We start from the raw sequence: 14,395 nt of genomic DNA, 5'->3' as shown, positions 1-14,395 counted from the left end.
CACATCCACGTTACGGAGAGCTCTTCCGGCCTGGGTGAAGCCGGTGCTCAAGCCCCTCATCAGTGGTCCGTCGATGCCTCCGGGCCCGGTGACACCACCCCCCGGATCATCAACAACAAGGGGGGGAAGTCATGCCGGACCCGAAGGCCGGAGGCCCCATTGCGGAGCCACGAAAAAGGTAACGGGGGGGGCCGTACCCTCCGGCAGCCTGTGCGCGCACCGGTGGATGGGCGGGTGCCGCCCCGGCGGGGCCGGGGCGGCTGAGTGGGCGATGCTCTGGCGGGGTCGACGGTGGGGCGCTAGGGGTTGGGGGTGTCGAAGGTGAAGGTCGTGCCGCCTTTGACCCGAAGGGGCTTGTCCTTGGGCCCCTTGATCTTGAAGGCGATCACGTCTTCCCGGTGGGTGTGGTGCTCTTCGCTGTCGTCCTTGAGGCGGTGATGCAGGTAGGGGTTGGTGCAGGTACTGCGGCGGTGGGGCGGGACTGGCCAGCGGCAGGTCCACTGCACCTTGCTGCGCCCATCGGAGGCGGCCGCGTCCGCCTGCGTGGCGTTGGCGGCCGGGCGGTGCGGGGCGGCAAGGTCGACCACCCTGACCACACCGTCACCGACTACGGCCTGCTGGCCTCGCTGCTTGGCCTTGGCCTTGGTCTTCTTACGGGCTGCGGGGGGCTCGGCGACGTCGCGGACCTCCACGAGCTGTCGCGCACCGGTCTGCTGCATGATCTGCCAGACGGTGTAAACGATGCTCGCCCACTCCTGGGCGCTGTTCGGGGACGGGTGCTCGCTGAACGTCTCGCCACTGGGCAGGAGCAGTTCGTTGTGCCAGATGAGCGGCCCGAACAGGTGGGGGTTGCTGCGTGCGAAGGCGGCTTCGGCGTGCGCGGCTTCGCGTACGGTGACGACTTCGCCGTGGGGGCCGACCGCTGCGGGAGCGTTCGGGCTGAGGCCGTGGGTGTCGTTCACGCGTGCCGCGTAGAACGTCATCCATATGCCTTGCAGGTCGGGGGCGATGGGCACGAGGCCGTGCTGTTCGCTGTTCCGCAGCCACGTCAGCGGGCAGTCCTCGCCGAGGAGCTGGGAGTGCTCTTGGCCCCAGGAGGACCAGGAGACGGCCACGATGGGGGTGTGGATTTCGATCGTCCCGCCTCGCTGGTTGGCGAATCGTGCGATGTCCGATCCGATGGGGTCCGCGAAGATCATGAGACCGGTGGGGCTGGGAGCCCGGCTCTCGCTGATCTCCTCGCGGGGTGCTGAGCCTGCGGCGGCCGCCACGGCCAAACCCGTTGTGTTGGGGCCGATGCTGTAGGTCCGGGCCTCGGCCAACCGCTGCGCCTCGGCGGACATGAGAATCCTCGTGGCGAACTCAACGGTGTCGATGCGTTCCGGATGGAGCGCCGGGGTCGGCAGGAGAGTCCAGTTGCCTGCTTGGATCGCGCTGCCCAGGTGCAGCGCGGTCAGGTTGGTGCGGGTGTAGACCTCCTGGCGACGCTGCCAGTCAAGGACTGCACTTGGGTGGGGGGCGTTCCAGCGAATCGGGGCATGCGAGGGCATGGCGAAGTCCTTCAGCGGATGGGAGTCGCCTCACCGAACCGGCTGTGTGCACGAACGCGCCGGAAACTGTCGCGTGCTCGGCACCGGATGCCCAGTTCGGGAGTACCGGGCGAGATGTCGCTCCGGCACCCCAAAAACTAAGGCACATCGCAGGCCATCAAAGGGCCTCTGAACAGCCAATTCTCCGCACACTCCGGACAGTTGGAGACTTGGGTGTGGGCAGGGCTACCCAGCCATGCCTTGCCTGCTGGTTGCCTGACCGGGTGGACCATCAGCGGCCGGTGAGTGTCGACGCACTCGTCCTGAGGCATCAAGAAGCCGCGTGTCCGCAGTGCACGTGCCGGAGCCACGCGGTGACATCCTTGGTGCGTTGCGCCACAGGAGCATGACGTGGCGCTCCGTGAATCCCATCGACCTGATGGCCCTGGTCCGTGCGGACGCCTGGCCCACCGGCGCAAAGGCCGGGCGCACCCGCCAGCGATCTCCACGGCCGGAGGGAACGGAGGGAGGCCACAGGCTGTACAGGTCGTCGGGGTCGGCGACGCCTTCCAGGACGATCAGCCACTGCTGGCGAGCACCTCGATTCGACAAGGCGGTCCGGGTGTCGCCGGGCGAGGTCCGCGACCGCCCGGCACTGCGGCAGATCCTCACCGCCCTGCGCGAGAAGCATCCGCGCGTCCCTGGCGTACGGGAACTCGTGGCAGCCACCCAACTCCGCACCCCGCCGCCCGCATGCCCCATGTCCACCTGCGGGCCGGTTTGGGTCCGTGTCGAACCGTACCGGACCGGGGCGGATCGGATCGGTCCGACACGGACCCACCACGGTCCGCAGACGGACGGGAGCCTTGTGGGATGGGCGCAAGTTGACTGTTACCAATCCTTCGAGAGAGCGCGCCCAAGGGCGCGCAAAGCGGGGCGGCGCCCCGGCACGGGACCCCGGGGCCCTCACCTCCGTGGTCGAGTGCCGCGCCGTACGGCCCGGCGCAGGGGTCCCGTACCGCGTCACCGCGCTGCATCCCTTCACACCCCCTGACCGGCCGCCACCAGCCTGCGGACCGTGAACAACCTGAACAGACGCGCTTCGCGCGGCGACTAAAAAGAGGGGCTCCTCCCGCCCTACGTCACCCACTGCGACGTCGCCACGTACGCCAGCGACGAGGCCGGTGAAAACTTCACCCTGACTCGCTCTGCATGGACCGCAGCCCCACCTGGGCAATGAACGTGCATTCGCCATCAGGAAGTTCGTAGACGCGGCGGCGGTCGGCGCCGCGGAGTTCCGGCGTGGGAGCAGACGCCCCTCACGCGCCGACCAATGGAGAGCCCTCTCCGAGCCTGTGGATCACCGCCACGACACGGGTAAGGTCCGTGGCGTACCCCCAGTTCACACCATCACACGAGGGAGGTGAACGCCGGTGCGACGGATACTCCGCGATATGTGGACCTCCACGATGGGCAGCATTCTCGCCTACGAGATCATCTGGGCCCTCACCCATTTGATCCCCACCCTCACCCCCATACCCGCCTAGTCACACCACCCCCGGCGGGAGAAGGGCCCTCTCCCGCCCCAACCACACCGTCTACGACGGCGCCTCCTACGCCCGCCCCCACACCCACTCCTGCCTCACGGCTCCGCCTCGGCCCGCCGCCGGCCGCGCACGCTGGGCACCACGAGCGAGTACGACCACTGGCGCCGCGCGAGCCCACCCCAGCCGCCGGCTTTTCCCCGATCGGGGCACGGGAAAGAACCGGCGACCCAGTGAGCCGTTGTACCGGGCGGCTACAGGCGTCCTCCCTTCAGCAGAAGGACAAGGACGGTGATCACGGCAGCACCGATACCGAGAGCCTCACCCAGCTGAGGGTCTCGGTAGGCGATGAACACCGCCAGGCCACCCAGTGCGAGAAGCGCAAGGACGGTCAGGCTGATGCCGTCGTCCGGTGGGTTCACGGGGTCTCTCCGGTAGCTCAGGACCCGCCCGCTGCTCCCTGGTCCGGTCCGGCGGGCGGGTCAACTTCGGCCCCTCCCACGGAAAACAGAAGAGGCCCTGACACCCCTTCAGCAGGGAGCAGCGCCTCAGACAGCAAAAGGACCCACTACCCCATAAAGGAGAAGCGGGCCCACCAGACCTATCAACGCCGGCCCAGACGCGGGCCTGTCGCTCTTTCACTCGCCCCTCCTCGTTTCGCATGGCTTGCCGTCGGCCCGAGGAACACCCCGCTGTCATCTCCGTAATCAGCGACCGCACGAAGCGCGCACATCTCAATCAGCAGCCAGGGCGCCCCGGAGAACCGGACGGCCACTCCTGAGAAGCCACCACTGGCAGAGACCCATAAGCCACATCCGGCCCTCCCGGGCCATCAAACAACTTACGGAGTCCCATGGCAGCAACACGGAGACGATCGCCTTCGGCACAGGGCTCGGTCATCGAGGCCTTCCGGTTCTTTCATGGCGCCGCGAGCTCGTGGCGCCGCGCGCGGTGACGCTGCCGGTACAGGGCGGCGACGTCTTCCGGATCTGGGGCGAGATCCGGGTCGGGGTGGTGCGGTCCGGGGCGCCACAGGCGCGGCTGCGGCGTCACGCCTGCGGCAAGGGCGGGCTGGCCGGCGGTGTGGGCGCGCCAGTGGTGTTCCTCTGCGAGGACACGTCGGCGGGTGAAGCGCACCGGCCATATGCCGTAGCGGTGCCGGCCGGTGGGGGCGGGTGCGAAGGTGGTGCGGCCTTCCAGACGGAGCTGGTCGAGGTGGAAGGCCCCGGAGAACAGGCAGTCGGTCAGGTCGGTGTCGGTCAGCACCAGATGCGCGGCGTCCACCCCCTGCGCTGAGACGACCCGTACCCGGCTGGAGTGGCTCGGCTGCGGTCCGGGGCCTGCCAGCAGGGTCTCGCTCACAGCGCTGCCGTTGTAGGTGAAGGGGGTGGGGTGGGCGACGACGGCGACGGGGGCGCTCAGGACCGCGTGGCTGAGGTCCACGTCCGCGTACCGCACCCGCACGGTCGCTGTCGACTCCCATCGTGTCCGCCCACACACCACCTCCCCGGCTGCTATCTCCAGTGTTTCACCGGCAGCACAAACACCGCAGACGACAACACCACCCGCCCCGCACACACCAACGGCCCCAACTCCGACACACCTTCAAAGCACACCCCGGAAAACCTGGCGCCGCCGGTGAACTGCGCCCCGTGGAACCAGGCGGGGCCGGTGAACTGCGCACTGTTGAACCAGGCGATGCCGGTGAACTGCGCCTCGCCGAACACGGCGGGGCCGGTGAACTGCGCACTGTCGAACCTGGCGGGGCCGAGGTGGGGTTGGCTGGTGGAGGGGTCGGTGAGGGCGTGGAGGAGGGCTGCCAGCAGATCTTGGGTGAAGGGGGTGCCGCGGTGGTCGATGTCGGCGCCGGGGGTCAGGCTGGTCAGGTAGGTGGTGCGGTCGGTGTCGCGCAGGTGGGCCAGGCATGCGGTGTGGCCGGGCACGTGGATGCCGCGGCAGCCGACCGGATCAGTAGAGGGGTCGGTACCGGGCTCGTGGTACCCGCAATGCGGCCAGGGCGGCGCCGCAGGGATGGGGGGCGGGGGCGGGCTCATCGCGGGCGGCTCCACAGATAGCGGCCGGTACCTGGCTTGTTCTGGCAAGACGCACGGTGGTGTGCGACTAGTTCCCGCCGCGCTGACAGCGCGTGTACGGCCGTCGCTTCAGGGCGGAAAGGCGCACCACTGGGGCGCGCGAAGCACCCGGAAGCTCTCCGTGAAGCTTCTGCCGCGCCACTGCGGCGTCGGCGGCAGGGATGGCCTGGTGCTCGCCTTAACCGCCAACGAAACAGCCATACAGGCTCGCTCAGGGTTCAGGGGCGGGTTCTGAGTCCGGTCCGAGGACGAGGGCTATGGCCCGCCGGGGGTCTTAGGGGGTTGCGGGGGCAGGTGGGAGGATCTCGTCGATGAGCCGTTGCTGATCTGCGGGGAGCTGTCCTGTGGTCTGTTTCATGCGGGTTTTGCACCACCACGGGCCGATCATGACGCGTTCCCCGTCAACGTCGATCCCTTCCCGGGCCCCAGGCGGGCGGCCATGGCGCTCGACGAAGGCGCGCAGTAGTTCGGCGCTCTGTGTGAAGGTGCGCCGTCGGCGGGTGCTGGTCTGTGCGGGTGGCTGCTTTGTGGTTCGCGGGCTGTGGTCGGGGGCAACGCCGAGGCGGGTGAGCAGTGTGCGCTGGTCTGGGTCGAGGTTGTCCCAGGCGGTGTGCTGGCGGTGGAGCCAGCTGCCGATCTTTGCCCCGCCGACCACGAGGTCGCGGTGCAGGATGGAGGGATGGTGGCCGTCGGCGAGATGACTCTGGAGCAGGTGGTACTTGCGGTGCCAGTCGGGGCCGTGCGGGAGCAGCCAGTTGGCGTCGAGGGCGGTGAGTTGGGTGGCGCGTTCGGGGGTGAGGCGGCCTTTGCGGGCGAGGGCGCGCTGGTCGACGAGGAACTGGCCGCCCGGTGTGGTGGCGGGGATGGCGAGGTGGTTGTGGAGCGTGTGAAAGGCCTCGACGTCTGCCATGTGGTCGTGCCAGGCGGCTTCGCTGTCGTCCCAGACCATGCCGAGGGCTTCGAGTTCGGCGGTCCACTTGGTGTCGAGGGCGCCTTGCTGGTAGGCCGTGCGCTGGCCGGTGATGAAGGCGCCGAGGCGGTGGCCGTAGGCGTCCTCGTAGTTGGTCGGAACCCTCAGGTGGCCGTGTTCCTTGTGATAGCGGGTGGCGGCCGCGAGGCCGGCGCGGCGGGGCTCGGACAGCACGGCGCCGTCGGCGGGCCAGGCCAGCAGGTCCATCGCCTGGGCGATGCGGTCGGGGGCGAGGGTGAAGTCGAACCGGAAGCGCCGGGCAATCAGTTGGTGGGTGTCGCGGTCCAAGCGGTGCTTGCTGTTCTTGCGCGGGGCGCGGGCGGCGATCGACTGATCGTGATGGCGCAGGGCCGCGGTGACCAGCCACAGGGCTTCGAACGGGGTGCCGAGCAGATCCGTGGGGTCGGCTGAGGGCGGGATGTAGGCGGGGATGACCAGGCTCGCCGTTTTGGTGGCGGTGGTGGGGGGTTTGCGCAGGGCGCGGCCCAGGGCCTGGACGATGCGGCGCACGCTCGCGGTGCGGTCCGCGAAGACGACGGCGTCCACGGCCGGCAGGTCGACTCCTTCGCCCAGGACCTGCGCGTTGGTGAGTACTGCCCGCTCGGCTGTGGCGAAGCGGGTGAGGATCTGGTGGCGCTGCTTGGCCGTGTGGGTGCCGTTGACCGACTGCACGATGAGGTCGCCGGCCCAGTCGGGGCGCTCGCTGTCGGGGAGGGTGCGAAGGGTGTGGCCGATTTGGCGGGCGAAGTCCGCTGCGTCCGCGACCTGCTGGAAGAAGACGATCACATCGTGGAGATCGTGTTCGCGCATCGCCTTGAGGACCCCCAGGTGCAGCGCGGTCGTGCGGCGGGCGCTCGGGCCGAAACCGGTCTGGAGGTCCGGGTCGGTGAGGATGGTGCGCAGGTCGGTGTCGGTGATCGTGGGCACGAGGAGCTGGTAGTCGGCCAGGACCCCGTCCTCGATCGCGGTCGCATGGGAGTACGTGTGGAGGCGGGGGCCGAAGGTCTGTACCTGGTCCATGGAGGCGATCAGGGACGGTGCCTCCCATGGGGGTGCGGTGGCCGCGGTCCGCTTGGGCTGCGGGCGCGTGCCGGGTGCCTCGGTCAGCCGGGGTGCCTCCCACTCATAGGGGGTCGCGGTCAGATACAGGCGCCGCTCGGCCCGGATACGGGCATTGTCGTGGATCATGGTCCACTGCTTGTCCCAGGACCCGGCCGTCCTGTGCGCCTCATCCACAATCAGCAGATCGAAGAGGGGGGCGGTGAAAGAGGAGCGCAGGCTCTCCTCGATCCGGGGCAGCGAGTCCAGCGTGACGAACACCGTCGCCTTCTTGTGACGGGTGAGCCAGTAGGCCAGGTACTCCCCCGAGTTCGTGGACACCGCCCCCGCCCCGGCCAACAGCGGATGCCTCTCCGCCCGCAACGAGGACACCGCCATCAACGGCTCACGCCGCCCATCCGCACGCGCCGCAGCCGCCCACTGACCGATCAAATCCAAAGACGGCACGGCGATCAGGAGATGAGCGGCGTCCAGGGCTTCGGCGGTGCGCAGCGCGATGAGGGTCTTGCCGGTGCCGCACGCGGAGACCATGTGCCCGCGCGTGCCCGGCTTCTTCAGATGCCGTACCGCGCTGTCGACCGCCGCCTGCTGGTCCTGGCGCAGCACACGACGAACAGAGGTGCGGGACGACGTGGTGGAGGGGGACGGCATCGCGGCAGAGGTCCTCGGTGTACGGCAGGGAGCGGGCAGGGGCTTGTGGGTCTTCATCCTCCCGCAGTCACACCACCCCGCGCAGGTCACCGGTGGGATCCGGCCCGCGGCGCCGACGACGGGCCCCAGCGTGGGGCTTGGAGGCATCACGGGCAGCCTCGGCTCACGGCAACCCGGGCACGCCCCGTTCTCCATTCGATGCCCCCGCGCGGGGCGCCCCCGGCCCAGGCGCCCGCTGGTGCAGTGCCGATCGTGGCAGCGCATCGGCGGGCAGCCCTCACTCCCCGAAGAGGGAGAGCTGGCCACCGCCAGCCTTGGCAGCCGAAGGCCGTCGCCGGGCGGCAACGACCGTCGCCGGGCGGACACTCCAGCGTTCGGGCCGCAGGATGGTCCGCCCGGGAATCGGCGTCACTGTGCCGGCGAGGCGGTCCAGCAGCCAGCCAGCACGCGATCGGGATGGCGGCGATGGATCGACGCGTCCCCGCGCACCAGGCTGCAGGGGACCGTGCCTGCCTGATCCCGCCTCAGGCTGCTGGCGGCAGTTCCGCCCGCATCTCCTCGACAAGGCTTGCGGAGACGTCTGCGCCCGGCGCGACCTCGACGACGCGCACCACGGCGTTGTCGCCCTCCAGCTGGTGCTTGCGGTCCTCGGCCGCAGTCGCCGAGTACGACACGGCGGACGAGCGGACCTTGCCGTCACTGTCCCGCCACACCACTTTGAAGTTCCGCATCTGCATTCCTGTGATCATCACTGTCCACCGCAACCGTGGCTCGAACGTGTGATCCCATTATGGTGGGCGGGTCTGACATCCCGGCCCCGCCGAGGCAGGCCGGCCCCGGACGGAGCCGACGTACGGGGAGCGGCCGTACCGGGGCGAAGGCTTGTCGCCTGGCTGGGCGGACAGCACGCGCGATGGGACGAATTCCGCAAGAAGCTTTCATCTCCGCGCCCGCGAACACGGGCTTGCCCTGGGCGGGCAGGCGGGAAGTGGCAGCGAAATCCCTCACGCTAGTGGAATGTTTGCGCATTCCCGCCACGGGCTGCTTACACCTCCGATAGCGTCCCCTGCGTACGTGACCAGGCTGAGGAGTTCCGGCCTTGTGTCGCCCCTGCGTTGAGGGGCTGGGCACTTCCTTCGGGGAGTGCCCAGCCCTCCTTCCCCGGGGCGACACACAGGAGCTCCACGTCCCCAGGAAAAGGGGGTCCAGTCATGGACACGTCACATGTTCAGAACGCGTTAGACCCACGTGAGCAGGAAGGATCGAGGCTGCGCCGGCTACTTCTGCGCGCGCAGCGGTGGCTGTCACGGCTGCGCCAGGAGCATGACTGGGCGCAGCGGCTGAAGGTCCTGCTCGACCTGGCCGAGAGCATCGCGCGGCTGGTCGTCCTGCTGTGGGTCCTGACGCACTGAGCAACCAAGACGCCGTCCGGGGCAATTGGAGTGCCCCGGGCGGCTTCTTGATGATTACTGCACCCGACGAGATCTTTTTACCGAGCCGCACATCAAACCGGTTCATACATTCGCGAACTCAACGAACCGTCATCACCAATATATTCGGCAACGGTTTATCTCACCCAGTACAGCGTCGCAGTAATCTTCCAACAACGACTATACAGAAAACTATTGGTGCGACGCAGGGTCTTCGCGAGGACGAACCGGGATTGCAGCACTCGAAAGTCCGCGAGCGACGAGCTTCTCGCAGGTAGAGCGCGCGGACCGGCGATGCGGCGGCGCCCGGTGGGACCGCGGGCGGGCCGCCGGCCGCCGGGGAAGGCGATCCGACGCCCTGATGCCGCCCGGCATATGGGGCTCCTGGGCACAAAAAGATCGTCACCCATTCGAGTGAGGGGCAGGGAAACTCTCCGCCTGCATCCGAGACCAACCGCCAGACCTTGCCGACAGCGGCATCACCTTGCCCTACGAGCAGCTCGACGCGGTGCTGCGCAAGGACCCTCACCTACTGAGATCAGTAGGTGGTCACAGTCCGCCCCTCCCGACGACGCCCACGGCAGCTCAAGCCCCGCGCCGGTCTGGAGCACGCCGCATCAGCGTGAGGCTTGTCCGGCGCCCGGCGGCGCGCTGACCGATGCGATGACCGATGCCAGTCTGGCGCCCCCGATGGCACGGGGTCGAGAGGAGGCTCAACCGGCATCGCGCGGTGCGGGGGAAGCGGACGATCGAAGGGTGTCATCCGGTGTTGGGGGCGCTGTCTGGGCTTTTGGCTCACACGGTCTGCCCGAGTGGTGTCACGGTCATCCCCTCTGCGGAGCGCCCCGGCCAGCGCCCGGGGGGAGAGCGCCGGCCGGGCCGGGGACCGTGCCGCCGGGAGGGAGCAGAGGGCGGCACGGGGTCAGGAGCGGAAGCAAGCACGCTGGCAGAGCAGGCACATATAGCCCGTGCGCAGCAGCAGCTTCATTGCGTCCGGGTCCTGGTGGATCTGGCACAGCCACGACAGCTCGGAGTCCTCCGGAAGATCCCGTTTCAAGAACCTCCGGGCCGTCGCGCGGGCGCTCCCGTCGCCTGAACCCGGGGTGCTACTGGTCATCTCCGTTGCCGTTCTCGTCGGGCCCCGGCTCCGGCTCGGAGGCGCTGATGATCTCTTCGCCCGCCACGGCGTAGCCGTTGATTTCGTCCCTGCCCATAGTGGGCCTCCTTCGGTATCAACACACGGAGTTGTGCCGAACTGCCCACCCCAAAGCCTTAAGTCCCCACTGAGCCCCCAAAGGGTGGGCCGTGCCCCCGTTCCGGCGGAACGGACCTCAACCGTGCACCGGAACGGGGTGCTGAACCCGCTCCCTGGCCGGGACGGATCACGCACCCATGCGGCGTGACCTCACCAGGGAGCGGGAGTCGGGGCGGGCGCGATCTATGACGCGCATGCCGGACAGCTCGCAGAGACCGTAGGGGCGGTGGCTCCGGTCGTGGTCGGCGAGGCGGTTGCGGCTGTCGACGTACACGAGCCGCCAGCACCGCGCCCCCAGGCAGCGGACGGTGACGCAGCGGCCGGACCAGGCATCGCGGGCCACCTGGTGGTGGTAGCCCAGATCATCGGGGCTGGGAGTGATCACGATGCAGCGGGCCATGCTGTCCCCGCCCGGCTCTTGCTGCGCCGCTTCACGTCTCGGCCCGCGCGTGCTCGATGCTCTCCTCGCCGGCTTCCCGCTGCCCGGCGGCACGCTCCAGCCGGTTGGCCTGGGCGCGGCGGTCCTGCTCCTGACTGCTGTTCAGCACCACACACGCCATGTCCTCCACCTTGCGCACGAACAGGGCGTGCCCGGTCTCCGCCGTGTGCTCGATGATCGCGACGCCCCCGGCGTCCAGGTCGCTGGTCGCGTCCAGCTCCCACCCGCAGCCCTCGCCCGACATGCAGCGGGCCGTCAGGGTCACCTCGCTGTCCGGGTGCCGCAGCACCTTGTAGACGACGCCCCGCAGGGTGCTTCTGACGCTCACCGGGCCGCCTCCCCGCCGGGCCACCCCTGGTGGTCGGGGTGGCGGGCGAGCTCTCCGTTCGCCCGCCGCACCCGCCGCCTCTCCCGGTCCTCGCGGGCTACCTCACGCTCAGCACGCCACGCGTCGCACGGATCACAGCCCGGGGCACCCTCCGGCTCCAGGCCGTAGCTCGCATCCAGCACACCCATGACCGGCGGTCCGTACCTCGGCCCCGAGGGCGGCCCCGGGGGGAGGTGGCGTAACACTCCAGCCGCGAGAGCTACACGTTCGAGAGGCCACTCCGCCTGCACCGGAGTGGCCTCTCGAACATAAGGACAGCGGGATCAGACGTGGACCACCGGGCGGGGCTCGGCGGTGGTGTGCTGGCCGACTTCGCGGGGCGCGGGCTTGCGCAGGCCGAGGACGGTCAGGGCGGTGAGGGCGATGCCGGCGACTGCGATGAGGACCGCCTTGCGCAGGCCGTCGGTGGTCGCCGAGCGGAGCGCTTCGCCGGTGAGGCCGTCGAGGCCGGAGTTGGCGACCGCGACGAGGAGTGCGAGGCCGACCGCGCCGCCGATCTGCTGGCTGGTCGACGCGACGCCGGAGGCGATGCCCTGCTCCTCGGCCGGCACGCCGAGCGCTGCGGCGCCGAACATCAGGGTGTAGCCGGCGCCCTGGCCGATGCCCAGCACGATCAGGCCCGGCACCAGGGCGAGGTAGGACGCCCCGGTCGACATGGTCAGGGCGACCACCACGGTGCCGGCACCGCCCACGGCCAGCGCCGCGATCATGACCGGCCGGATGCCGTACTCGGTGGCGAGGCGACCGGCGGTCTGCGCGCCGGCGGCGATGGCGGCCATCGGGACGAGGAAGGCGAGGCCGGTGGTCATCGGGCCGTACCCGTGCACGCTCTGGAAGTAGACGGTGAGGAAGTACAGCAGGGTGCCGAAGGTGCCCATGTAGAGGAACGTGATGACGCTGCCGACCGCCAGGTTGCGGTTGCGGAACAGCTCCAGCGGGAGCAGTGGGTGGGTGCTGCGCATTTCGACCGTGATGAACGCGGTGAGCAGCAGTACGCCGGAGAGTGCCGCGCCGAGCACGAGCGGGGAGGTCCAGCCGGACTCGGGGCCCTGCACGAGCGTGAAGACCAGCGCGGTGATGCCGACCGTGGAGGTGAGCGCGCCCGCCAGGTCGAACGAGGGGCGGTCGCCGGTGCGCGGCGCATCGGGGGCGATCAGCTTGAAGGCGAGCAGCGCGGCCACGCCGGCGAGGGGGACGTTGACGTAGAAGACCGACTCCCAGCCGAACGTGTCGGTGAGCACGCCCCCGAGGAGGGAGCCGAGGATCATCCCGCTGCCGCCCGCGGTGCCCCACACGGCGAACGCCCGGTTGCGCTCCTTGCCTTCGGCGAAGCTGGTGGACACCAGCGTCAGGGTCGCGGGGAAGAGGAAGGCGCCGCCGATGCCCTGCACGGCGCGCGCCGCGATGAGCGTCCCGGGGTCGGTGGCCAGGCCGCCGAGCAGCGAGGACCCGGCATAGAGGGCCAGGCCGAGCGCGAACATCCGGCGCGGCCCGAACAGGTCGCTCGCCCGGCCGCCGAGCAGCAGGAACCCGCCGAAGGCGACCGCGTAGGCGCTGATCACCCACTGCAGGCTCTGCGCGGAGAAGCCGAGTCCGGAGCCGATCTCCGGGAGTGCGACGTAGACGATGTTGTAGTCGATGGAGATGACCAGCTGGGCGAACGCCAGCAGGGCCAGGGTCAGTCCCAGACGGCGGTGCGGTGGTGTCGTGGTGCGCTCGGGCGCGGTTTCGGGCATGGCGGAGCCAACTCTCTGGGCGTGTAAGGGGTCTGTCAGCGTGAGCATGCGAGGGGGGAAACGGGGCGGGGCTGGTGGGGCCGGCGGAGTTGCTCAGCTGCCGGTGCCGTACGCGGCGGCCTCGGCCAGCGAGGCCTGCCACACCGGGCTTTCGAAGTAGTGGTTGTCGTACGTCTGCGAGCTGTCCTTGATCTCCTGGACGGTCGCCTCGCCGCGGTACACGCGCTCCAGCAGCCGGTAGTAGTCGAAGCGGTTCAGGCCCGGTGTGAAGACGACGAGCAGCTCGGCGGTGCTGCCCGGCGCGGGCGCGAAGGCGTGCGGCACCGTGGGCGGCACGGTGAGGAAGTCGCCCTTCTCCAGCGTCAGTACCTCGTCCTGGACGAGGATACGCATCGTGCCGTCGAGCACGAGGAACATCTCCGTCGCCTTCGTGTGGAAGTGCGCGGGGGCGCCCGGCGAGCCCTTCTCGAACGTGGCCTTGTTGGCGGTGAGCGCGCCGCCCGTGTCGCCCGCGTCGGCCAGCAGGGTGATCAGGCTGGTGGCGCCGTCCTGCAGGGACTCGGCCTGCTCGGCGCGGACCAGGACGGGACGCTGGGGCTGGGACTGGATGTGGGGCTGGGTGTGGGCGGTCATCGGACTTCTCCTCATGGCGTGGTCATGACGGGGCGGGGCCGCACAGCCGATCAGCGGCCGACGCAACCTATTTAGTTGCCGTGAGGAATATCCTCGCGGCAGCCAATTTTCTACCGGCAAGATCGTCCGCACGTCAACTATCCGCGCAGCAAATATTTGGGGCTAGGATGAGAGGCATGGATGCCGATGTCTTCGACGACCCCCGCCTGACCGTGACCGGCCTGTTCTTCGAGGCCCACGAAGGGCTGATCGCGAAGCTGGCACCGACCATGGCCAAAGCGGGGCTCTCCCCCCTGGACTTCGGCGCCCTGATGCGGCTGACCCGCTCACCGGGAGGGCGGCTGCGGATGACCGATCTGGCCGCCCAGCTGTTCCTGTCCACCAGCGGCGTCACCCGGGTCGTCGACCGCCTGCAACGCGGCGACCTGGTACGCCGCGAATCAAGCCCCGACGACCGCCGCAGCACCTACGCCGTCCTCACCACCGAAGGCACCACCCGACTGCGCGGAGTGCTCGCCGACCACCTCGACGACATCGAGCGCTGGTTCACCAGCCTCTACACCCCCGGAGAACTCCACCACCTCGTCACCGACCTGCGGACCCTGCGCGACGCCGTCCACCCCAACGCGGCGAAGAACACCGCACCTCCGCCGACCACCTCAGCGTGA

Annotated in this window: 14 protein-coding genes; 2 read left to right on the top strand and 12 right to left on the bottom strand. The window is 69.5% G+C overall.

Annotation, left to right across the window (positions count from 1 at the left end; all coding sequences use genetic code 11):
* Positions 1 to 299: 299 nt before the first annotated feature.
* The 6 genes from ACFWA7_RS28860 to ACFWA7_RS28835 form a co-directional block, all read right to left on the bottom strand.
* Positions 300 to 1,550: a hypothetical protein gene (locus tag ACFWA7_RS28860; protein ID WP_385825967.1), complete on the bottom strand. Its 1,251-nt coding sequence runs from the start codon at positions 1,548 to 1,550 to the stop codon at positions 300 to 302.
* A gap of 1,777 nt (positions 1,551 to 3,327) precedes the next feature.
* Positions 3,328 to 3,495 carry a hypothetical protein gene (locus ACFWA7_RS28855; protein ID WP_385825965.1) on the bottom strand — a complete coding sequence of 56 codons (168 nt, stop codon included), beginning with the start codon at positions 3,493 to 3,495 and terminating at the stop codon, positions 3,328 to 3,330.
* Positions 3,496 to 3,991: 496 nt separating this feature from the next.
* Positions 3,992 to 4,537, bottom strand: a complete 546-nt coding sequence (locus ACFWA7_RS28850; RefSeq protein ID WP_385825963.1) for a hypothetical protein — start codon at positions 4,535 to 4,537, stop codon at positions 3,992 to 3,994.
* A 50-nt stretch (positions 4,538 to 4,587) separates the two neighbouring features.
* Positions 4,588 to 5,016: a pentapeptide repeat-containing protein gene (locus tag ACFWA7_RS28845; RefSeq protein WP_385825961.1), complete on the bottom strand. Its 429-nt coding sequence runs from the start codon at positions 5,014 to 5,016 to the stop codon at positions 4,588 to 4,590.
* 424 nt (positions 5,017 to 5,440) lie between these two features.
* Complete coding sequence (locus ACFWA7_RS28840; protein ID WP_385825959.1) at positions 5,441 to 7,846, bottom strand: Helicase associated domain protein; 2,406 nt, start codon at positions 7,844 to 7,846, stop codon at positions 5,441 to 5,443.
* Positions 7,847 to 8,370: 524 nt separating this feature from the next.
* Positions 8,371 to 8,577, bottom strand: a complete 207-nt coding sequence (locus tag ACFWA7_RS28835) for a hypothetical protein (protein ID WP_385825957.1) — start codon at positions 8,575 to 8,577, stop codon at positions 8,371 to 8,373.
* A gap of 480 nt (positions 8,578 to 9,057) precedes the next feature.
* Between ACFWA7_RS28835 and ACFWA7_RS28830 the strand changes: the two genes are divergently transcribed.
* Entirely contained in the window at positions 9,058 to 9,258 is a 201-nt protein-coding gene (locus ACFWA7_RS28830; RefSeq protein WP_385825955.1) for a hypothetical protein, read from the top strand.
* Positions 9,259 to 10,198: 940 nt separating this feature from the next.
* On the opposite strand, the gene ACFWA7_RS28825 is transcribed toward ACFWA7_RS28830, so the two are convergent.
* The 6 genes from ACFWA7_RS28825 to ACFWA7_RS28800 form a co-directional block, all read right to left on the bottom strand.
* Positions 10,199 to 10,333: a hypothetical protein gene (locus ACFWA7_RS28825; protein ID WP_385825953.1), complete on the bottom strand. Its 135-nt coding sequence runs from the start codon at positions 10,331 to 10,333 to the stop codon at positions 10,199 to 10,201.
* 325 nt (positions 10,334 to 10,658) lie between these two features.
* Positions 10,659 to 10,931 carry a hypothetical protein gene (locus tag ACFWA7_RS28820; protein WP_385825951.1) on the bottom strand — a complete coding sequence of 91 codons (273 nt, stop codon included), beginning with the start codon at positions 10,929 to 10,931 and terminating at the stop codon, positions 10,659 to 10,661.
* A gap of 31 nt (positions 10,932 to 10,962) precedes the next feature.
* Positions 10,963 to 11,298 (bottom strand): hypothetical protein, encoded by a 336-nt coding sequence (locus tag ACFWA7_RS28815; protein WP_385825949.1) that lies wholly within the window; start codon positions 11,296 to 11,298, stop codon positions 10,963 to 10,965.
* Positions 11,295 to 11,486 carry a hypothetical protein gene (locus ACFWA7_RS28810; protein WP_385825947.1) on the bottom strand — a complete coding sequence of 64 codons (192 nt, stop codon included), beginning with the start codon at positions 11,484 to 11,486 and terminating at the stop codon, positions 11,295 to 11,297. The genes ACFWA7_RS28815 and ACFWA7_RS28810 overlap by 4 nt, the downstream gene beginning before the upstream one ends.
* Positions 11,487 to 11,621: 135 nt before the next feature.
* Complete coding sequence (locus ACFWA7_RS28805) at positions 11,622 to 13,094, bottom strand: MFS transporter (RefSeq protein WP_385825945.1); 1,473 nt, start codon at positions 13,092 to 13,094, stop codon at positions 11,622 to 11,624.
* Positions 13,095 to 13,187: 93 nt separating this feature from the next.
* Positions 13,188 to 13,727, bottom strand: coding sequence for a cupin domain-containing protein (locus ACFWA7_RS28800; protein ID WP_385825943.1), 540 nt, complete (start codon positions 13,725 to 13,727; stop codon positions 13,188 to 13,190).
* A gap of 176 nt (positions 13,728 to 13,903) precedes the next feature.
* On the opposite strand from ACFWA7_RS28800, the gene ACFWA7_RS28795 reads away from it, so the two are divergent.
* Entirely contained in the window at positions 13,904 to 14,395 is a 492-nt protein-coding gene (locus ACFWA7_RS28795) for a MarR family winged helix-turn-helix transcriptional regulator (RefSeq protein ID WP_385825941.1), read from the top strand.

Source organism: Streptomyces sp. NPDC059994 (assembly GCF_042737755.1).
In the GTDB taxonomy this organism is placed as follows: Bacteria; Actinomycetota; Actinomycetes; order Streptomycetales; family Streptomycetaceae; genus Streptomyces.
This window is presented reverse-complemented; position numbering and strand designations above follow the sequence as displayed.